At 60.5% G+C, this 19,669-nt stretch carries 20 protein-coding genes and 1 tRNA gene; 11 read left to right on the top strand and 10 right to left on the bottom strand.

Annotated elements, in window-relative coordinates:
• Positions 1 to 23: 23 nt before the first annotated feature.
• The 3 genes from HX868_RS01975 to HX868_RS01965 all read right to left on the bottom strand — a co-directional run bounded on the left by HX868_RS01975 (position 24) and on the right by HX868_RS01965 (position 2,333).
• Positions 24 to 719 carry an ABC transporter permease gene (locus HX868_RS01975; RefSeq protein ID WP_016979103.1) on the bottom strand — a complete coding sequence of 232 codons (696 nt, stop codon included), beginning with the start codon at positions 717 to 719 and terminating at the stop codon, positions 24 to 26.
• Positions 720 to 793: 74 nt separating this feature from the next.
• Complete coding sequence (locus HX868_RS01970; RefSeq protein WP_016979104.1) at positions 794 to 1,546, bottom strand: ABC transporter substrate-binding protein; 753 nt, start codon at positions 1,544 to 1,546, stop codon at positions 794 to 796.
• 13 nt (positions 1,547 to 1,559) lie between these two features.
• Positions 1,560 to 2,333, bottom strand: coding sequence for an ABC transporter ATP-binding protein (locus HX868_RS01965; protein ID WP_010213906.1), 774 nt, complete (start codon positions 2,331 to 2,333; stop codon positions 1,560 to 1,562).
• Between the two features lie 554 nt (positions 2,334 to 2,887).
• Between HX868_RS01965 and gabP the strand changes: the two genes are divergently transcribed.
• Positions 2,888 to 4,279, top strand: coding sequence for a GABA permease (gene gabP, locus HX868_RS01960; RefSeq protein ID WP_016979106.1), 1,392 nt, complete (start codon positions 2,888 to 2,890; stop codon positions 4,277 to 4,279).
• Between the two features lie 83 nt (positions 4,280 to 4,362).
• Here the strand turns inward: gabP and HX868_RS01955 are convergent, their stop codons facing one another.
• Entirely contained in the window at positions 4,363 to 4,770 is a 408-nt protein-coding gene (locus HX868_RS01955) for a hypothetical protein (protein WP_177001727.1), read from the bottom strand.
• A gap of 4 nt (positions 4,771 to 4,774) precedes the next feature.
• Positions 4,775 to 5,755 (bottom strand): alpha/beta hydrolase family protein, encoded by a 981-nt coding sequence (locus HX868_RS01950; protein WP_177001726.1) that lies wholly within the window; start codon positions 5,753 to 5,755, stop codon positions 4,775 to 4,777.
• A 183-nt stretch (positions 5,756 to 5,938) separates the two neighbouring features.
• Between HX868_RS01950 and relB the strand changes: the two genes are divergently transcribed.
• From relB to HX868_RS01935, 3 genes are all read left to right on the top strand, one after another.
• Positions 5,939 to 6,130 (top strand): type II toxin-antitoxin system RelB family antitoxin, encoded by a 192-nt coding sequence (gene relB / locus HX868_RS01945; protein WP_016979109.1) that lies wholly within the window; start codon positions 5,939 to 5,941, stop codon positions 6,128 to 6,130.
• A gap of 116 nt (positions 6,131 to 6,246) precedes the next feature.
• Entirely contained in the window at positions 6,247 to 7,212 is a 966-nt protein-coding gene (locus tag HX868_RS01940; protein ID WP_177001725.1) for an arsenic resistance protein, read from the top strand.
• Positions 7,213 to 7,299: 87 nt separating this feature from the next.
• The gene (locus tag HX868_RS01935; protein WP_177001724.1) at positions 7,300 to 8,892 is read left to right on the top strand and encodes an ArnT family glycosyltransferase; all 1,593 of its coding nucleotides are present in this window, start codon (positions 7,300 to 7,302) and stop codon (positions 8,890 to 8,892) included.
• A gap of 133 nt (positions 8,893 to 9,025) precedes the next feature.
• Here the strand turns inward: HX868_RS01935 and HX868_RS01930 are convergent.
• The 4 genes from HX868_RS01930 to HX868_RS01915 form a co-directional block, all read right to left on the bottom strand.
• A tRNA-Phe gene (locus HX868_RS01930) sits at positions 9,026 to 9,101 on the bottom strand.
• A 103-nt stretch (positions 9,102 to 9,204) separates the two neighbouring features.
• Positions 9,205 to 9,477 (bottom strand): oxidative damage protection protein, encoded by a 273-nt coding sequence (locus HX868_RS01925; protein ID WP_177001723.1) that lies wholly within the window; start codon positions 9,475 to 9,477, stop codon positions 9,205 to 9,207.
• Positions 9,474 to 10,541: an A/G-specific adenine glycosylase gene (mutY, locus tag HX868_RS01920; protein ID WP_177001722.1), complete on the bottom strand. Its 1,068-nt coding sequence runs from the start codon at positions 10,539 to 10,541 to the stop codon at positions 9,474 to 9,476. Before mutY ends, HX868_RS01925 begins: the two co-directional genes overlap by 4 nt.
• Positions 10,538 to 12,748 (bottom strand): AsmA family protein, encoded by a 2,211-nt coding sequence (locus HX868_RS01915; protein WP_177001721.1) that lies wholly within the window; start codon positions 12,746 to 12,748, stop codon positions 10,538 to 10,540. Before HX868_RS01915 ends, mutY begins: the two co-directional genes overlap by 4 nt.
• A gap of 326 nt (positions 12,749 to 13,074) precedes the next feature.
• Here HX868_RS01915 and HX868_RS01910 point away from each other — a divergent pair, with 326 nt between their 5' ends.
• From HX868_RS01910 to HX868_RS01880, 7 genes are all read left to right on the top strand, one after another.
• Positions 13,075 to 14,736, top strand: a complete 1,662-nt coding sequence (locus HX868_RS01910) for an OFA family MFS transporter (protein ID WP_033896905.1) — start codon at positions 13,075 to 13,077, stop codon at positions 14,734 to 14,736.
• A gap of 235 nt (positions 14,737 to 14,971) precedes the next feature.
• Complete coding sequence (gene hisB, locus HX868_RS01905; protein ID WP_028615365.1) at positions 14,972 to 15,568, top strand: imidazoleglycerol-phosphate dehydratase HisB; 597 nt, start codon at positions 14,972 to 14,974, stop codon at positions 15,566 to 15,568.
• The gene (hisH, locus tag HX868_RS01900) at positions 15,568 to 16,206 is read left to right on the top strand and encodes an imidazole glycerol phosphate synthase subunit HisH (RefSeq protein ID WP_016979116.1); all 639 of its coding nucleotides are present in this window, start codon (positions 15,568 to 15,570) and stop codon (positions 16,204 to 16,206) included. The genes hisB and hisH overlap by 1 nt, the downstream gene beginning before the upstream one ends.
• A complete protein-coding gene (locus HX868_RS01895; protein WP_065925755.1) occupies positions 16,207 to 16,464 on the top strand; it encodes a DUF2164 domain-containing protein in 258 nt (85 codons plus the stop codon).
• Between the two features lie 39 nt (positions 16,465 to 16,503).
• Positions 16,504 to 17,241: a 1-(5-phosphoribosyl)-5-[(5-phosphoribosylamino)methylideneamino]imidazole-4-carboxamide isomerase gene (gene hisA, locus HX868_RS01890; RefSeq protein WP_177001720.1), complete on the top strand. Its 738-nt coding sequence runs from the start codon at positions 16,504 to 16,506 to the stop codon at positions 17,239 to 17,241.
• Between the two features lie 9 nt (positions 17,242 to 17,250).
• Positions 17,251 to 18,021 carry an imidazole glycerol phosphate synthase subunit HisF gene (gene hisF / locus HX868_RS01885; protein WP_003171107.1) on the top strand — a complete coding sequence of 257 codons (771 nt, stop codon included), beginning with the start codon at positions 17,251 to 17,253 and terminating at the stop codon, positions 18,019 to 18,021.
• A gap of 67 nt (positions 18,022 to 18,088) precedes the next feature.
• Positions 18,089 to 18,844: a substrate-binding periplasmic protein gene (locus tag HX868_RS01880; RefSeq protein WP_095014340.1), complete on the top strand. Its 756-nt coding sequence runs from the start codon at positions 18,089 to 18,091 to the stop codon at positions 18,842 to 18,844.
• A gap of 51 nt (positions 18,845 to 18,895) precedes the next feature.
• On the opposite strand, the gene HX868_RS01875 is transcribed toward HX868_RS01880, so the two are convergent.
• On the bottom strand, positions 18,896 to 19,669 hold the full coding sequence (locus tag HX868_RS01875; RefSeq protein ID WP_095014341.1) for a divergent polysaccharide deacetylase family protein: 774 nt from the start codon (positions 19,667 to 19,669) through the stop codon (positions 18,896 to 18,898).

Below are 19,669 nucleotides of genomic sequence, written 5' to 3'. Positions count from 1 at the left end.
CGCCAACCAGCTGTAGTCGCCGCTCATTGGGTGCTCCTTGCAAAGCCGCGGGCGGCGCGTTTTTCCAGGAAGTGCATGCCGGTCATTGCCAGCACGGTCAGGCCCAGGTACATGAAGGCGGCGACCATGAAGAAGGTGAACGGTTGCTTGGTCACGGTCACGCCGATTTGCGCATGGCGCATGATTTCTTCCAGGCCGATCACCGATACCAGCGCGGTGTCTTTCATCAGGATCATGAACAGGTTGCCCAGGCCCGGCAGGGCGATGCGCCACATCTGCGGCATGATCAACCGGGTGAAGATCCTGAATTTCGACAGGCCCAATGCCACACCGGCTTCGCGGTGGCCCTTGGGAATGGCGAGGATCGCGCCACGGAACACTTCCGTGGCGTAGGCGCCGAAGCACAGGCCCAAGGCAATGACCCCGGCGGCAAAGGCGCTGAGGGAAAGGTCGGGGTTACCAAAAAACTCCCCGAGGGCACGCATCAGGTTGACCGTGCCGAAGTAAATCAGCAGCACCCACAGCAATTCGGGAATGCCACGAACGATGGTCGAGTACGCACCGCCCACCCATTGCAGTGGCTTGTACGGCGAAGTCTTGGCCAAGGCCCCGGCAAGGCCGAGCACCAGCCCCAGGCACAAGGCCGTGAGCGCCAGTTTGACGGTCATCAGCGCGCCAGCGGCGAGCGCCGGGCCGAATCCGTAGAGATCGAAATTCATGGTGTTTTCATATCGCGGCAGGCAGTGCAAAAAGCCGACGCACTCAAGTGAGCGCGCCGGGCATACCGTTCAGATCATTCGATGCTGAAAGGGAAGTACTTGTCGTTGATCTTCTTGTAGGTGCCGTCTGCCTTGATCTCTGCCAGGGCTTTGTTCAGGCGCTCGCGCAGTGGGTCGCCCTTGCGTACGGCGATACCGATCTTGTCGCTTTCTACGACCGGGTCGCCTTTGAACTCGTAGGCCGAACCGTCTTTGCTCTTGAGCCATTCGTACTGCACGTATTTGTCGGCCAGGATGCCGTCGAGGCGACCGGAGGTCAGGTCGAGGTAGGCGTTTTCCTGGGTGTCGTACAGCTTGGCGGTGGTGTCCGGCAGCTTGTCTTCCAGGTAGGTGCCGGCCAGCGTCGCGCGTTGCGCGCCGATGGTCTTGCCCTTCAGGTAAGTCGCGTCGGTCTTGAAGTCCGCAGTGGCTTTAGGCGCGATGAACTGCAGCTTGTTGGAATAGTACGGGTCGGTGAAGTCGACGGCCTGCTTGCGCTCATCGGTGATCGACAGCGAAGACACCAGGAAGTCGAACTTCTTGGCGTTCAGGGCCGGGATGATGCCGTCCCAGTCGGACACATACACTTCGCACTTCTCGACTTTCATCTTGGCGCACAGGGCGTCGCCGATGTCTTTGTCGAAGCCGACGACGTTGCCGCTGGCGTCTTTATTGTTGAACGGCGGGTAGGCCGCTTCGATCCCCATTTTCAAGGTTTCTGCCATGGCCGTGGCGCTGAACGCCATCGAGACGGCCGCGGCCAGAAGGAATTTTTTATAGTTCTGCATGCATGTTGCTCCGTTAGCGGTTGCTGGACATGAATTGTTTGCAGCGCGCCGAAAGCGGGTTTTCGAATACCTGCTGTGGCGATCCTTGCTCTTCGACCAGGCCCTGGTGCAGGAACACCACCTCACTGGAGACCTGACGGGCGAAGCCCATTTCATGGGTGACCAGCAGCATGGTGCGGCCTTCTTCGGCCAGCGCGCGGATCACATTAAGTACTTCCTGAACCATTTCCGGGTCAAGCGCCGAAGTGGGCTCATCGAACAGGATGACTTTAGGCTGCATTGCCAGGGTGCGCGCGATGGCCGCCCGTTGCTGCTGGCCGCCGGACAATTGCGCGGGGTAGGCGTGGCGTTTGTCGGCGATGCCGACCTTGGCCAGCAAGGCTTCGGCCACTTCGATGGCTTCGGCTTTGCTTTGGCCAAGCACACGGCGAGGGGCCTCGATGATGTTGTCGAGGATGCTCATGTGCGGCCACAGGTTAAAGTTTTGAAACACAAAACCGATTTCGCTGCGCAGGCGGTTGATCTGCTTGCCGTCGGCGGCCATCAGCTCGCCGTTTTTCGCGGCCTTGAGCTTGAGTTCTTCGCCGGCCACCAGGATCTGGCCCTGGTGCGGGTTTTCCAGCAGGTTGATGCAGCGCAGGAAGGTGGACTTGCCGGAACCGGAGGAACCCAAAATCGAGATCACATCGCCGTCGCGAGCGGTCAGCGAGATACCTTTGAGTACCTCCAGCTCACCATAGCGTTTATGCAAGTTGCGGATTTCAAGCGCGGGCGTGGCCTCGGCCATGTGGGGTCCTCATTGTGTTCGTTGCAATCCTGCTGTTGGGCCGCCTTCCTGGCGAGGCGTCAAGCTAGCATAGCGTCTTGACGGCAGCCAACAGCATGGCCGGCGGTAAACAGGTGGTGTGCGGCAGGGTGTCGCATCGGCACAGCAGTGTGTCGCGCCATCAACAACCGAACATCCGTTTGAACCCGAAAAACCGCAGGCTTCGCGTAAAAAAGGGCGCGATGGTGCCAGCTTTGGCCGGGTGTTGGAAGGGTTAACCGGGCAAACGGTGCATATCAGCCCTTTTGTGGGGCGTCACGTACTTTTTGTGTGTGTTTATGGTGCGTTTTTTCGTCCTGAATGTGAGTCGCACGGTAACGCTATAGCGGAATGCCATTGTTCTCAATGACTTGCGAGTCTTGTTGAAACGTCCTACAGCCCGCGTCAATCGCGGCTCTGTAACATTTTGGCGCAAATCTTGCGTAAAAAATAAAGAACGCCCCGTTGGTTTCTTTTCACGAGAGAGATCCCGGGCCGGGCGGACCGTTTTCGCAATTCCTCGTAAAGGTGTGTCAATGAGTAGTACGCAAAGCTCCAATGACCTCGAACAGGGGCTCAAACCGCGTCACGTCACCATGCTGTCGATTGCCGGCGTCATCGGTGCCGGTTTGTTTGTCGGCTCCGGCCACGCGATTGCTGCTGCCGGCCCGGCCGTCCTGCTGGCGTATGCCGCTGCGGGCACGCTGGTGGTGTTGGTGATGCGCATGCTGGCCGAAATGGCCGTGGCGTCACCGGACACCGGTTCGTTCTCCACTTACGCCGACCGGGCGATCGGTCACTGGGCTGGTTTCACCATCGGCTGGTTGTACTGGTGGTTCTGGGTGTTGGTGATTCCACTGGAAGCCAACGCCGCCGCGACTATCCTGCATGCCTGGTTCCCGGACGTGGCCATCTGGGCATTTACCCTGGTCATCACCCTGTTGCTGACCGCGACCAACCTGTTCAGCGTGAAGAACTACGGCGAGTTCGAGTTCTGGTTCGCGTTGATCAAAGTCGTGGCGATTGTGGGCTTCGTGATCCTCGGTCTGGCCGCGATTTTCGGCTTCCTGCCGACCAGCCAGGTCAGCGGCGTTTCGCACCTGTTCGACACCCAAGGTTTCATGCCCAACGGCATGGGTGCGGTATTGGCTGCGATCCTGACCACCATGTTTTCCTTCATGGGCACTGAGATCGTCACCATCGCCGCCGCTGAATCGAAGAACCCAGGCCAGCAGATCACCAAGGCCACCAACTCGGTGATCTGGCGCATTGGCTTGTTCTACCTGTTGTCGATCTTCATCGTGGTCTCCCTGGTGCCATGGAACGATCCGACCCTGGCGGCCGTAGGTTCTTACCAGACTGTGCTGGAGCGCATGGGTATCCCGAATGCCAAACTGATTGTCGACCTGGTGGTATTGGTTGCCGTGACCAGTTGCTTGAACTCGGCGCTGTACACCGCCTCGCGCATGCTGTTCTCCCTGGGCCGCCGTGGTGATGCACCGGCGGTGGCCAAGCGCACCAACAAGAGCGGTACGCCTTACTGGGCGGTGTTGTTGTCTACCGGCGCGGCGTTCCTGGCGGTATTCGCCAACTACGTGGCTCCGGCTGCGGTGTTTGAGTTCCTGCTGGCCAGCTCCGGCGCCATCGCGTTGCTGGTGTACCTGGTGATCGCCGTATCGCAACTGCGCATGCGCCAGAAACGCACGGCGGCGGGCGAGAAGATTGTCTTCAAGATGTGGCTGTTCCCAGGCCTGACCTACGCGGTGATGGTGTTCATCGTGGGCACGCTGACCATCATGCTGTTCCAGGAAGCGCACCGCATCGAGATCATTGCGACCGGCGTGTTGAGCTTGCTGGTGGTGGCGGCGGGGCTGATTGTGGCGAGCCGTCGCAAGGCGCAGAGAGTAGGCGCTGCGGTACTGAACTAAACTGAGTCGATGACTGTAGGAGCCGGCTTGCCGGCGATGGCGTCCTCAAGGCCCCCATCGCCGGCAAGCCGGCTCCTACAGGTTCAAGGTTGTGACAATTCTTTTGAGGCCGCTACGTAATCCGCCTGGAATTGCGGCGACTCGATCCACGCCAGTGCCGCGGCTTCATCATCGGTATCCGTAACCCACTGCCGATACTCGATCAGCGCCGCGAGGATAAAGTCGGTGGCTTCCTCTTCGCCTTCCTGTTCCAGCACCAGTGCCAGCAGCGGGTGGGCCAGGAACACAGCGCACAGGGCTTGTTGGCTGGTTTCGCCAGCCGTGCGCATCTCTACGAACAGCTCGGTCAAATCCACTGACTCAAGGTCAATGCGGCTGTCGTCGCCGGCAAAGGCGTCCGGCTTGCTCGCGACGGCGCGCTGGGTGCGGTTTTGCTTGGCCTTGGTCTTTGCCCGTTGGGCGCGTTTTTGCTGCTTGTTTGGCGAGGCCATGGGCTCAACGTCCTGGAGTGCTGGGTGGGATATTGAAGCGCAGGTTGGGGGAAATCCCAAGGGTATCTTCAGCGAATCGACCGTTTTGAAGCCACGCCAGTGCAACAGGCCACAACCGATCCTGATACTCGCTGCGAAAAAATGCGAAATGCCCGACTTCTTTTTCGCCTACATCTTCCGGTGTAATTCGCAGGTGTGTCCGCTCACTGTTGTCGAAATAACCCAGTAGCCGTTCGATGGCGGCCACGGTCCCGAATGGGTCGTCGGTGATGCTGATGGCCAGTATCTGCGCGTTTACACGACTGAATGGCAGTTCGCCCAAGGCCCGCCCGCTGGGCCGTGTTTCGTAGCTGGGCGTCGGTGTGCTCCAGTCCCGCACCACGCCCGCAGGCGTGTCTTCCAGCCAGCCCAGGCGCTTGCCGGGGAAGTATCCGCAGAGGGCTGTCAGCAACGGCATTGCCACATGCCACTTGGCAAACATTCGCCAGCGTCCGCTCGCCGCGTAATCGCGCCAGTACGCAAACTGTGCGCCCACCGTCACCATTCGCCGAATGACCCCGCCCGACACCCCGAGCCCCGCCGCGCAGCCACCGAAGCTGTGGCCGACGACATCAATCGGCTGTCCTGGAAACTCCCGTTGCGCGCGCTGCAGCATCGCCTCGAAATCCAGCACGCCCCAGTCCGACCATGAGGCCTTGAAGCCGCGCAATGAGCCGCTGCGGGACTCGCCGATGCCACGGTAGTCGTAGGTGATGACGTCAAAACCGTTGGCGAACAGGTAGGCGGCAAAGCGGGCGTAGTGGCGGCAGCGGACGGAGGTGGCGGCGTTGATGATCACCACGGGTCGCGTGGGATCGGTTCTGATGTGGCGCCAAGTGAACCCACCGAGGCGGTGGCCGTCGGCGGCGGTCTCCTTGAAAGCTTCGCCGTGGTCGCGCGCAGATGAGGCCGAGGGTAATTGCAAAGAGGCGTCGTTCAAATTCATTGGGTTCTCGGCCTTTATAGGTTTCTTATTTTTTTAGTAACAGTTCACCAGTTTGCCAGTAGTTGCATCGCGTCTGGCAGGGTCATTAACCTTCAATACCCGCTGATAAAGCCATACATCCGAGAGGAACGACAGCAAACCATGGACCGATTGGACTGGCAGGCATCCATTAAGGAGGTCTCTATGAGCATCCCACTATCTCCCATCGTTTCAGAGTTTGAAACTGAAGAGCAGGCTGCCAGCTATGACCGTTGGTTCCGTGCCAAGGTGCAGGCTTCGATTGATGATCCTCGTCCAAATATTCCGCACGATCAGGTCATGGCAGAGATGCGCGCTCTGATTGAATCGAAGCGAAAAGCGCAAGATGCGGGTTGAGTGGCGGCCGGAAGCTCGCGCCCAGCTAGTACCCCTGATACCCTTTTCTTTGTGTCGCTCGACGTTGGATCAGTAGACGCATAACCTTGCGCTCTGCGACCCGATAGAGCTGTCTTATGACCCGCGATACCCTCGAACGCAACCAGATCCCTTTGTACTTCGTAGTCGTGCTGCTGGCTGCCGGTTTCGGTCTGTTCGTCCCCTCATTCGCCCACCACCTCAGCGCACTGATCACACCCACCATCGCGGTGCTGATGTACGCAATGTTCCTGCAAATCCCCTTTCTGGACGTGCGCCAAAGCCTGAACAACAAGCGCTTCCTGTCAGCGTTGCTGTTCGCCAACTTCATCCTCATTCCGTTACTGGTATGGGCATTGAGCCAAGGCCTCGCAGGGCGCCCGGCACTGCTGGTGGGGGCGTTGCTGGTACTGCTCACGCCGTGCATCGACTACGTGGTGGTGTTTACCCATATCGGCAAGGGTGATTCGCGGTTGATGCTGGCGGCGACGCCGGTGCTGTTGTTGCTGCAGTTGGCCCTGTTGCCGATCTATTTGAGCGTGATGCTTGGAGCGCAGTCCGACGTGGTTGTGGAAGTGGGTCCGTTTATCGAGGCGTTCTTCCTGCTGATCGTGGTGCCGATGGTTCTGGCAGTGCTAACGACTTTCCTGGCACGGCGATCATCACTCGTCAGTGCATGGAACGGCGGCTGGGCGTGGATGCCGGTGCCAGCGATGGCGTTGGTGCTGTTTGTGGTGATCGGCTCGCAAATCACCTCGGTGGTGCGGGATATCAACCTGTTGCTGCCGGTGATCCCGGTGTACGTCGGTTTCCTGTTGTTGGCGCCGTTGATGGGCGCGCTGGCATCGCGGCTGTTTGCGCTGCCTGCGGTAACGGCCAGGGCGGTGACGTTCAGCGCATCGACGCGCAATTCGCTGGTGGTGTTGCCCTTGGCGCTGGCGCTGCCTGAGGACGTGCGCGGGTTGGCGGCGACGGCAGTGATACTGCAAACCTTGGTCGAGCTGGTGGCCGAGTTGATTTACGTTCGATTGATCCCGAAATGGGTGTGGCCCGTGGGTCGGTAAACACCGGAATATTCAGGTCTGTTCAGGCGCTATTCAGCAGGGCAGTCGGCACCATAAGTCGGCGCCCCTTACCTGACAGGTCTACCGATGGATCACCGCAATCGCTTTCGCCTGGAGTCCCTGGGCATTTTCCTGTTTGCCTTGCTGTTGTTCACCCTGGGTATCTGGGATCAGCAACCCCAAGGGTTTGACGGACGCTGGGCGCTGTTCCTGCAAGAAATGTTTCGCCATGGTGCGAGTCTTTTCCCGACCACCTACGGCCAGCCCTACGCGGATTACCCCGGCACCGCGACGTTCTTCAGCTATGTGTTTGCCCGACTGTTTGGCGCGCCGAACCACCTGGCGAATGTGCTACCCACCGCCCTGGCGTCGGCTGGGGTGGTCGCGGTGATCTATCGCCTGTTGGTCCCGGCGAATCGCCAGTGGGCGCTGCTTACTGTGCTGTTGACCTTGCTCACGACTCAACTGCTCGAAAAATCCCGCTCGGTATGCCTGGACCAGATGGTCGCGTTGCTCTGCGTTGGCGGTTTCTACCTGTTGCACAGCGGCGGGCGCTGGAGGCGTCTTGCGGTTTTCCCGCTGTTCATCCTGGGTTTTGCGATACGCGGGCCGCTGGGGTTGATCGAAGTCTGTGGCGTGGTCTGCGTGTACTGGGCGTTGGGAAAGCCTGGGGAGCGGGTGAAGCAGGTGCTGATTCACGGCGCCGCTGGCTTGGTGTTGCTGGCTGCCTGTTGGTGGCTGCTGGTGAAGTTGGCGCGCATCAGCGGAGGTGATGCGTTTGCCGATGAGGTGTTCAAGATGCAGGTGGGCGGACGTCTCGATGAAACCGGCGAGCCGTTCTATTTCTACTTCCAGCTGAGCCTGTACCGCTACTTCCCAGTGGTGCCATTGGCGCTCGCCACAATGATTGCCCTACGGCATCGCTGGTCCGAGCGGTTTGAGGGCGAGATGCAGTTGGTGGTGCGCCTCAGTGCCTGCGGCTTGATGATCTTGCTCGGGCTGTCGGTGCCGCACTTCAAGCGCGCCTATTACATCCTGCCAATGGTGCCGATGTTTGCGGCTGTCGCGGCCTATGGGCTGCTACAGGCGCAAGGCTGGCTTGCAGGCATGCGCCGATGCTACGAAGGGCTGGTCGTGGCGCTGCCGACGTTAGGCGTGGTTGCAATCTTGGTCTGTCGGCATGGGTGGCAGAAGCATGGTTACTGGCCTGACGTTTCGCTGCCGCTGCTGATCGGCGTGCTGGTAGTGCTGCAGGTGGCGGCGTTGATCGCCTGGCGGCGTGCGGGGCGATTGGTGTGGCTCAGCCTGATCGCGTTGGTGGCGCAGTGGTTAGTGTTGGTGATGGTGGTGGAGCCATCCAAGGATATGCAGTTCGACACCCGCAAGTTTGTCGGCCAAGTGGAAGCGCTGCGTGTGAAGCAACCGGGGCCGCTGGTGTTTATCAATCTGGGCCGGGACACCTGGGCGGTGCGCTACATGATGAACCTGGACCATGACGAGCAACCGATCTTTATCGGAGGCAGCGAGATCGGGCGACTGGGAACTTTGCCTCGGCCAGCCTGGGTGATTGTGTCGCGCAAGGAAACCGCGTTGCTGCAAGGAACGGCTCTGGAATCGCTGGTACCAAGGTTTGAAGGGCGTCTGAACGACAATCCGCTGATGGTGTTCTTGTTGAAGTGATAGAGGCTGTTCGTTTCGGGGTGGCGTAGGTCGCCCCAAGACAACGCAATAAATCCCAGGCAACAAAAAACCCGCACTAGGCGGGTTTCTTGATTGCTTTCACGTGATGTTGACACCACCTGAAAGCTGAAGGTGGTGCCCAGAGACGGAATCGAACCGCCGACACGGGGATTTTCAATCCCCTGCTCTACCGACTGAGCTATCTGGGCAACGGGGCGCATTAAACGGGTTTTTCAGGGGGTCGTCAAGCAAGTTTTCAAAAAATATTTAATTATTACCGTCGCTTACGTGCAGACCCCGGTTTTTGATCAATTATTGAGCAGGCGGCACGTAGCCGTCGGCCTTGGCGTAATCTTCGCCGGAAAAGAACTTGTCCATCTCGCCTGCCAAGTATTTACGGTCTTCGGCGTTCATCATGTTCAGGCGTTTTTCGTTGATCAGCAGGGTCTGGTGTTTCAGCCAGTCGGCCCAGGCTTTGGCAGAGACGTGCTCGAAAATGTCCTGGCCCTTGGCGCCCGGGTACGGAGGGCGTTCGAGGCCTGGCAATTCTTCTTTGAACTTGCGGCACATGATGGTGCGGGTCATGACGGAACTCCTGCATTCAATACATCGGCCGCGCGCTTCAGCAGTTTTTTTACCGGGGCAGCAAGGCCCAGGCGCGGCGGGGTGGCGAGGTTATACCAGAGCCAGTTGGCCTCGGCCACGTGATGGGCGGTTTCCTCGACCTGGACCAGCCAGGGTTCGATGGCAAGTTGGAAGTGGCTGAAGGTGTGGATCAGCCCTGGCAGCGCCTGTTGCTTGCCCAGCTCCAGCGCGTGCTGGTGGGCCAGGTGTTCCAGGTCTCGCAGGTCATCCAGCTCCGGCAAACTCCACAGGCCGCCCCACAGGCCGGTGGAAGGGCGACGGTAAAGCAGGATTGCGCCCTCGGCATTCGCCAGCAACGGCATCAGCGTGCGCTTCTGCGGGATGGTCTTGCGCGGCTTGGGAATCGGGTAGCGCGTTTCCAGGCCGAGCATGTGGGCTTCGCAGCCTTTTTCCAGCGGGCACAACAGGCAGCTGGGTTTGCTGCGGGTACAGAGCGTGGCGCCCATGTCCATCATCGCCTGGGTGTAGGCATTGACGCGATCATGAGGCGTAAAGCGTTCTGCGGTGGCCCACAGCTGTTTGGCCACCTTAGGCTCGCCTGGGTAGCCCTCTTGCGCGGTGAAGCGTGCCAGCACGCGTTTGACGTTGCCGTCGAGGATCGGTGCACGCAGGCCCATGCTCAGGCTGGCGATCGCACCAGCGGTGGACAAACCGATGCCGGGCAGCTCGGTGAGCTTTTCGACATCCTTGGGAAACTCGCCACCGTACTCGGCCACGACAATCTTCGCGGTCTTTTGCAGGTTGCGCGCCCGGGTGTAGTAACCCAGGCCGGTCCACAAGTGCAGCACTTCATCTTCCGGTGCGGCAGCCAGGGCCTCGACCGTTGGCAACGAGGCCATGAAACGGTCGAAATAGTTGAGCACGGTGCTCACCTGGGTCTGCTGCAGCATGATCTCCGAGACCCACACCCGATAAGGCGTGATGCCCTGTTGCCAGGGCAGGTCGTGGCGACCGTGGCGGTCGTACCAGTCCAGCACCGCCGTTGAAAACTGCTCGTTTCTCATCGTTTGAACAGGCCTTTCAAAGCGTCTTTGAGCTGTGGATTAACCTTGTCGAGCTTCTCTTCCAGCTTCTCGTTCAGACGGTTGCCGGCCGCCTTGATCGCGACTTGGCCTAGGCCGTCCTTGTCCAGGCGGCAGGCTTTGGCGCCGAGTTCCAGCGGGCCACGGCAGCGCAGCGGCACTTCGATGCCCTGGAAGTTCGAGCCCACCTGGCAGGCCGGGTCCGGGGTTTCGCGCTGGTCGCCTTCGACGATGATGCCGACGCGGTAGTCCATGCCCAGCACGCGCAGGTCGACATCGCCATTGCCGTTGACGGTCAGGCCCGGGATGCGCACTTTCAGGTCGGGGTTGCTGGCCACGCCGTTACGGAAGGTCAGGTTGCCCTTCAACTCCTGGAACGGCGTGTCCTTGCCTTGCGGTGTGCTGCTCAAGGTCTTGCGGTTGAGCAGGGCAATACCGGTGCACAGTTGCTGTTCAAGGTTGGCGTTGAGCAACACACCGTTGTTGATCACAAAGCTGGCGGTGCCGTTGAGGCTGTCGATCAGGGCTTTCTGGCTATTGCCACGGCCCGTGAGGTTGCTGTCGAGGGTGATCTGGCCCTTCACCGGCGGGTTTTGCCCCTGGGCTTGCAGGATGCGTTCGACCGGCACTTGCTTGATATGGCTTTGCAGCGCCAGCACCGGAATATCCTGGCGCACATCAAGGCTGCCGTTGGCCTGGAAAGTGCCGTTGTAGAGGCCACCGCTAAGGGTCTCGAGCTTGAGCTGGCCATCGACGCCCGACGCCTTGAGCGCCGCATTCTGGATCGGCAGCTTGCTCAAGGTCAGTTGGCCGAAAGCCAGGTCGGCATTCACATCCAGCGTGCGCAGGCGCGCCAGTGGCAGCAGTTTGTCGGTGCTCCAGGCGCCTTTGGTCGGCGCGTCGGGCAGCGGCGTGGTGCCACCGGCCGCCATGGCACCGGCTTCGCTGTTCTGTACTTCGGCCTGACGGGCTGCGGCTGCGCCCTTGGCGGATTCAGACTTGGCCGGCAGGTAGTTGTCGGCGTTGAAGGTATCGCCCTTGAGCTGGACCCGCAGGGATTGCTTAGCGAAATCGTCCACGGCCAAGCGACCGGTGAAGGTGCTGCCGTCGAGTTTCAGGTTCAGGTCTTCCAGGGCCAGGCTGCTCGGCGTGCCCTTGAGGCGGCTGACCAGTTCGACCTTGCTCAGGCTGCCCTCGGCCATGGGTGGCAGCGGATGGCCAACGCCGTCGAGGAACTTGGCCAGGTCAAACTGAGCGATGGACAGCGCGCCGCTCAACTGCGCAGTCTTGTCCAGGTCGTTGACCTTCAACTCGCCCAAGGCGCGCAGTTGATTGGCCGACAACTTCATGTTGGTCCATTCGGCGATATTGGCCGCCTGGTCCACCAGCAATTGGCCCTGGGTGGAGAACGTCACGGTCTTGCCTTGCAGCGGCTCGCCCGTGGCTTCGCCGCTGATCTTCATGTCTTCAAGCTGATAGCGCTTGAGCGCACGCTGGATGCGCAGGTTGCCGTTGAGTTCGGTCTTGACGCGCATCACCGGCTGGTTGCTGCCGAAGAAGGCGGTGAGTTTCACCGGGATGCTGGCGCCTTCATGCACGGCGCCGGCGCTCAGTTGGATGCTTTCGGCGCTGAACTGCTTGCCGGTCTGCTCGTCGTTGTATTCGACGCGAGCGTTGTTGACCGTCAGGCTGTCGATGTCCAGGCGGATGGGCTTCGAGGGTTTTTCCGGTTCGGTTTCGGCAGGTTGCTCGGTCGAGCCAGGGCTGCCGACGGTCGCTTCGCTCACGTTCTTGCCGATGTCTTCCCAGTTGCCGTGGCCTTGCTTGTCGCGGGTGAGGCGCAGGTTGAGGCCTTCGACACGCACATCGCTCATCTGCACTTCGCGGCGCAGCAGCGGCAGCACGCGCACAGAGAGGCCGAGCATCTGCAGGTCGGCGAACGGCTGGGTCGGCGCGGTCAGGGTCGCTACGCTGGCTTCGTGCAGTTCCAGGCCAAGCCAGGGGAACAGGCTCCAGCCGATGTCGCCATTGAGCGTCAGCTCGATGTGGGCCTTGTCGCGGGCAATCTGGCGAATCTCGTCTTTATAGTCGTTGGGATCGAAGAGATGGGTCAGGGCAAAGCCTAGAGCCACAATGATCAGCAACAGCCCGAGAAGTACCAGACCCAGGATTTTGCCGAACGCTTTCATGGGCGAGTCCTTGTATGTCGATTTCAAAATTTAGCCGCAGAGTATAACGCCCGACGGCCTGCGTCAGTGCCCCGATCGTTACATTGTATCCAGGGGCGGGGAAACGGGTTTTTGGCGTCAAACAAAACAGATTTCCTGAAAAAGGTGATATCAGTTTGGTTTTTCTGTCATCCACAGGTGCTAATCTGCGCAGGTTCGTCTGCCTTCTGCGACATAGCGTCGCGCTTAAATGGAGCTTTACTCAACAACAACGGCCAACGCTTTGCGTGCAAGGCCGAGGGAGAGAGCGCCTGACGGACACATACTAACAACTGGGGGAAACACCAATGAGCACTAGCACTGCGGCGGGTTCAACTGCCGCACAGCCTGCGTTCCTGTCCAAGGAACGCATTATCGCCAAGCCCGGCTTCAACCGCTGGCTGGTTCCACCGGCCGCCCTGGCCATCCACCTGTGCATCGGCATGGCCTACGGGTTCTCGGTGTTCTGGCTGCCATTGTCCAAGGCGCTGGGTATCACCAAGCCGGTCGCCTGCGCGCCGGACATGAGCTTCATCAGCCAAGTTTTCTCGTCCCAGTGCGACTGGCCCATCTCCATGTTGGGCTGGATCTACACCCTGTTCTTCATCTTCCTGGGCTGCTCGGCAGCGATCTGGGGCGGCTGGCTGGAACACGCCGGGCCACGTAAGGCTGGCGTTGTATCGGCATTGTGCTGGTGTGGCGGCCTGCTGATCTCGGCGTTGGGTATCTATACCCACCAGATCTGGCTGATGTGGATCGGCTCCGGGGTCATCGGCGGTATCGGCCTGGGCCTGGGCTATATCTCGCCCGTGTCGACCCTGATCAAGTGGTTCCCGGACAAGCGTGGCATGGCCACCGGCATGGCGATCATGGGCTTCGGCGGCGGCGCGATGGTGGGTGCCCCGTTGGCAGCAGCACTGATGGGCCATTTCGCCACCCCAGACAGCGTGGGCGTGTGGCAGAGCTTCCTGGTAATGGCTGCGATCTACTTCGTGTTCATGATCGGCGGCGCCTTGTCCTACCGCGTTCCGCCTACCGGCTGGAAGCCTGAGGGTTGGACCGCGCCGGCGAAAAAGGCCAGCAACGCGATGATCACTCACCGTCACGTGCACGTGAACGTGGCGTGGAAAACCCCGCAATTCCGCCTGGTCTGGCTGGTGCTGTGCCTGAACGTATCTGCCGGCATCGGCATCCTCGGCATGGCTTCGCCACTGCTGCAGGAAGTGTTCGGCGGCAAGCTGCTGGGTGTGGATGTGCCGTTCGGCCAACTGGATGCGGGCCAATTGGCTTCCATCGCGGCCATCGCGGCGGGTTTCACCGGTCTGTTGAGCCTATTCAACATCGGTGGCCGGTTCTTCTGGGCGTCGTTCTCCGACTACCTGGGCCGTAAAAACACCTACTTCGTGTTCTTCGCGCTGGGCTTTGCCCTGTACGCGCTGATCCCGAACCTGGGTCACCTGGGCAACGTGGCGCTGTTCGTGGCGGCGTTCTGCATCATCCTGTCGATGTACGGCGGTGGTTTTGCGACCGTTCCGGCCTACCTGGCCGACCTGTTCGGTACGCAGATGGTCGGTGCGATCCACGGTCGCCTGCTGACTGCCTGGGCTGCGGCCGGCGTGCTGGGCCCTGTGTTGGTGAACTACCTGCGTGAGTATCAGCTGAGCATCGGCGTTGAACGCGCCGCCGCCTACGACATCACCCTGTACATCCTGGCCGGCCTGCTGGTGTTGGGTTTCATCTGCAACCTGCTGGTCCGCCCAGTGGCCGACAAGTACTTCATGACCGACGCCGAACTGGCCGCCGAACAGGCGCTGGGCCACGATAAAGGCGCGGACGCGACTACTTCCCTGGAGTGGAAAGCCGCTCCTGGCACCGTGCCGTTGGCGATTGCCGCCTGGTTGGTGGTGGGTATTCCGTTGGCGTGGGGTGTGTGGGTGACCCTGCAGAAGACCGCAGTCCTGTTCCACTGATGCAAGTCCCGTAGGAGCCGGCTTGCCGGCGATGGTGTCCGCGAGGTCGATGGTGATCTTGCGAATTTATCGCCGGCAAGCCGGCTCCTACAAGATTGCGTTATGCCTGTCGGGGGTTGTATGCACATGTCTATCCCCGACACTCCATCAGTCTTATCCCCTCCGATGTTTCTGTTTAGCGCCCGCGCCCCTATAATGGCTGCCTTTTTCGCCCAATGATTTTGCGGAGCTGGTGATGGCCGAACGTAAGGCGTCCGTCGAGCGCGACACTCTGGAAACCCAGATCAAAGCCTCGATCAACCTGGATGGCACCGGAAAGGCCCGATTTGATATCGGTGTACCTTTTCTTGAGCACATGCTGGACCAGATCGCCCGTCACGGGCTGATCGACCTGGATATCGAAGGCAAGGGCGACCTGCACATCGACGACCACCACATGGTGGAAGACGTGGGCATCACCCTCGGCCAGGCATTTGCCAAGGCCATCGGCGACAAAAAAGGCATCCGTCGCTACGGCCACGCCTATGTCCCGCTGGACGAAGCGCTGTCGCGGGTGGTCATCGACTTCTCCGGCCGCCCAGGCTTGCAGATGCATGTGCCGTACACCCGTGCCAATGTGGGCCGCGGCTTTGACGTCGACCTGTTCCAGGAATTCTTCCAGGGTTTCGTCAACCACGCACTCGTCAGCCTGCACATCGACAACCTGCGCGGCACCAACACCCACCACCAGATCGAAACCGTGTTCAAGGCTTTTGGCCGCGCGCTGCGCATGGCTGTCGAGTTGGACGACCGCATGGCCGGGCAAATGCCTTCGACCAAGGGCGTCCTGTAATGCAGACGGTCGCGGTTATCGATTACGGCATGGGTAACCTGCACTCGGTGGCCAAGGCCCTCGAACACGTAGGGGCCGGCAAGGTGCTGATCACCAGCGATGCCAGCGTGATTCGCGAAGCTGACCGGGTGGTGTTTCCCGGTGTCGGTGCGATTCGCGATTGCATGGCCGAGATCCGCCGCCTGGGCTTTGACAGCCTGGTGCGCGAAGTCAGCCAGGATCGCCCGTTTCTCGGCATCTGCGTGGGCATGCAAGCCTTGCTCGACAGCAGTGAAGAGAACGACGGCGTCGACTGCATCGGTCTGTTCCCGGGCCAGGTGAAGTTCTTCGGCAAAGACCTGCATGAAGACGGCGAACACCTGAAAGTTCCGCACATGGGCTGGAACGAAGTCCGCCAGACCGTGGATCACCCGCTGTGGCACGAAGTGCCGGACATGGCGCGCTTCTACTTCGTGCACAGCTACTACATCGCCGCCGGTAAGCCGGGCCAGGTGGTGGGTGGCGGGCACTACGGCGTCGACTTCGCCGCCGCGCTGGCCGAAGGTTCGCGCTTTGCCGTGCAGTTCCACCCGGAAAAGAGCCATACCCATGGCCTGCAATTGCTGCAGAACTTCGCCGCCTGGGACGGGCGCTGGTAAATGGCCAGGAAGCCGAAGTTGCCGATCTTGAACCTCACGCCTGAACAGGAGAGTGAGGCTACCCTCAAGATCAAGCGCTTCATGGAGGACCGCTTCGAGCTCAAATTGGGTTCGTTCGAGGTCGCCGAGATTCTTGAGCTGTTTACCACCGAAGTGGCTCCGCACTATTACAACCGGGCGATTTTCGATACGCAGACGCTCCTTAAAGAAAGGTTCGAAAGCATCGAAAGCGACCTGTGGTCGCTTGAGAAACCCTGATTTCCCAAGCATTGCTGAATATCGAATAAGGTTTGCCAGATGCTGATTATCCCCGCTATCGATCTCAAGGACGGCGCTTGCGTGCGTCTGCGCCAAGGCCGCATGGAAGACTCCACCGTGTTCTCCGATGACCCGGTGAGCATGGCTGCCAAATGGGTGGACGGGGGCTGCCGTCGTCTGCATCTGGTGGACTTGAACGGCGCCTTCGAAGGCCAACCGGTCAACGGCGAAGTAGTGACCGCGATTGCCAAGCGCTACCCGAACCTGCCGATCCAGATCGGCGGCGGTATCCGCTCCCTGGAAACCATCGAGCACTACGTCAAGGCGGGCGTGAGCTACGTGATCATCGGCACCAAGGCCGTGAAAGACCCGGCGTTCGTCGCCGAAGCTTGCCGCGCGTTCCCAGGCAAAGTGATCGTGGGCCTGGACGCCAAAGACGGCTTTGTCGCCACCGACGGCTGGGCTGAAATCAGCACCGTGCAGGTCATTGACCTGGCCAAACAGTTCGAAGCCGACGGAGTGTCCGCCATCGTTTATACCGACATCGCCAAAGACGGCATGATGCAGGGCTGCAACGTTCCGTTCACCGCCGCGCTGGCTGCTGCGACCAAGATCCCGGTGATCGCTTCCGGCGGTATCCACAACCTGGGCGACATCAAGTCGCTGCTGGACGCCAAGGCGCCCGGCATCATCGGCGCCATCACCGGCCGTGCGATTTACGAAGGCACCTTGGATGTCGCCGAAGCCCAGGCTTACTGCGACGCCTACAACGGCTGAGGACTGACCATGGCGCTGGCCAAACGCATCATCCCTTGCCTGGACGTCGACAACGGTCGCGTGGTCAAGGGCGTCAAGTTCGAGAACATCCGCGATGCCGGCGACCCGGTGGAAATCGCCCGTCGCTACGATGAGCAAGGTGCCGACGAGATTACCTTTCTCGATATCACCGCCAGCGTCGACGGCCGCGACACCACGCTGCATACCGTGGAGCGCATGGCCAGCCAGGTGTTCATCCCGCTGACCGTGGGCGGTGGTGTGCGTACCGTGCAAGACATTCGCAACCTGCTCAATGCCGGTGCGGACAAGGTCTCGATCAACACCGCGGCGGTCTTCAATCCGGAGTTCGTCGGTGAAGCCGCGCAACACTTCGGTTCGCAATGCATTGTGGTCGCCATCGACGCCAAGAAAGTCTCTGGCCCGGGCGAAACCCCGCGCTGGGAGATCTTCACCCACGGCGGTCGCAAGCCTACCGGCCTGGATGCGGTGGAGTGGGCGATGAAGATGGAAGGCCTGGGTGCGGGTGAAATCCTGCTGACCAGCATGGACCAGGACGGCATGAAAAACGGCTTCGACCTGGGCGTGACCCGCGCCATCAGTGACGCGCTGGGGATCCCGGTGATCGCCTCCGGCGGCGTCGGCAACCTGCAGCATTTGGCCGATGGCGTCATCGAAGGCCACGCCAGCGCAGTGCTGGCGGCGAGTATTTTCCACTTTGGCGAATACACCGTTCCCGAGGCAAAAGCCTACATGGCGGCGCGCGGTATCGTCGTTCGCTGAATGCTGCTGGACACCATGGCAAGTGCGCGGCACTCTTTGCGCTTGCCATGGATTCCGGTAGCCCTTCATGTTCAAACATCTTCTGCTTGCCCTCGCCAGTACATCCTTCCTGTTGGCAAGCTCGGCCCACGCCGAAGAACCGTCTGACACCGCCCTGGTGTTGCTGACGGAAAACTTCCCTCCGTACAACATGGCAAAAAACGGCAAGAACTTCGCCAAGGAAGACAACATCGAAGGCATCGCCGTGGACATCGTGCGCGAAACCTTCAAGCGCGCCGGCATTTCCTACAACCTCACCCTGCGATTCCCTTGGGAGCGCATCTACAAACTCGCTCTGGAAAAACCGGGTTATGGCGTGTTCGTGATGGCGCGCCTGCCGGACCGTGAAGCCCTGTTCAAATGGGTCGGCCCCATCGGCCCGGACGATTGGGTGCTGCTGGCCAAGGCTGACAGTAAGATCCAACTGGATGACCTCGAGCATGCCCGCCGCTACAAGATCGGCGCCTACAAGGGCGATGCCATCGCCGAGACCCTGGAGAAGCAGGGTCTCAACCCGGTGGTGGTGCTACGTGATCAGGATAACGCGCAAAAGCTGCTGGATGGCCAGATCGACCTGTGGGCCACTGGCGACCCCGCCGGGCGTTACCTGGCGCGCCAGGTTGGCGTGACGGGGCTCAGGACGGTGTTGCGTTTCAACAGTGCTCAGCTGTACCTCGCGCTGAACAAGGAGGTGCCGGACGAACTGGTGGCCAAGCTGCAGGCTGCGCTGGACCAACTGCGTAAAGACGGCGTCGTCGACGAAATCATGGCGAAATATCTGTAACCGGCCAACCCTCACTGTAGGCGCTGGCAAGCCAGCGCCTACAGTGGACCGTCAGCGGTAAATGCCATTCTTGCCATGCCCGGCCATCGCTTGGTTACTGCGCACGCTGATCATCAACTTGATATCAATCCAGTCAACGCCCTGAGCCTTGAGCTTGGGCAATTCGCGCTCCAGCACCGCCAGGGTTTGCGGATACGGGTGGCCGATCATCACCACTGAACCCTGCTTGTGCGCCAGCTTAATCGCGGTCTGCAATTGCGTGGTGATCGCTGTTTCGGTGCGCTCGTCATCGAGGAATACATCCCGCGAAACATGGGCCAGGCCGATCTTCTGCGCCTCGGCAGCGGCGACCGTCTGGGCGCTGGTGCGGCTGTCGACAAAGAACTTGTTGCGCCGTTGCAGTTCGGCCATCAACCAGGCCATTGCAGCCGGTTGTGCAGTCATGCGGCTGCCCATGTGGTTGTTGATGCCGGCAGTGTAGGGCACCGCCTTGAACGCGGCATCCAGGCGCTTGCCGAGTTCTTCGATGGAAAGCTCTGGGTGCCAGGCGAACGGGCCGGTGGCCGGGTCCATGGGCATATGCAGGATCACGATCTTGCCGGCTTTGTGCGCCTCGCGGGCGAATTCGGCAGCGTGAGGCGTGTCAGGCATGATTGCGGTGGTGACAGGCCCTGGCAGGGCCAGCACACGCCGATCCCTGGGCAGGTTCTGCCCAAGGTCGTCGATGATGAGGGTCAGGTAGGCTTTATGCGGCTCGCTGGCCGGGGTCGCGTGGGCGACTCCAGCCAGGCTGCACAGCACAGCGATGATCAGGGCAAAACGCAT

Source organism: Pseudomonas reactans (genome assembly GCF_013385825.1).
GTDB lineage: Bacteria > Pseudomonadota > Gammaproteobacteria > Pseudomonadales > Pseudomonadaceae > Aquipseudomonas > Aquipseudomonas reactans.
The sequence above is the reverse complement of the archived record's forward strand: the minus strand, read 5'-3'. Positions and strand labels throughout refer to the sequence as shown.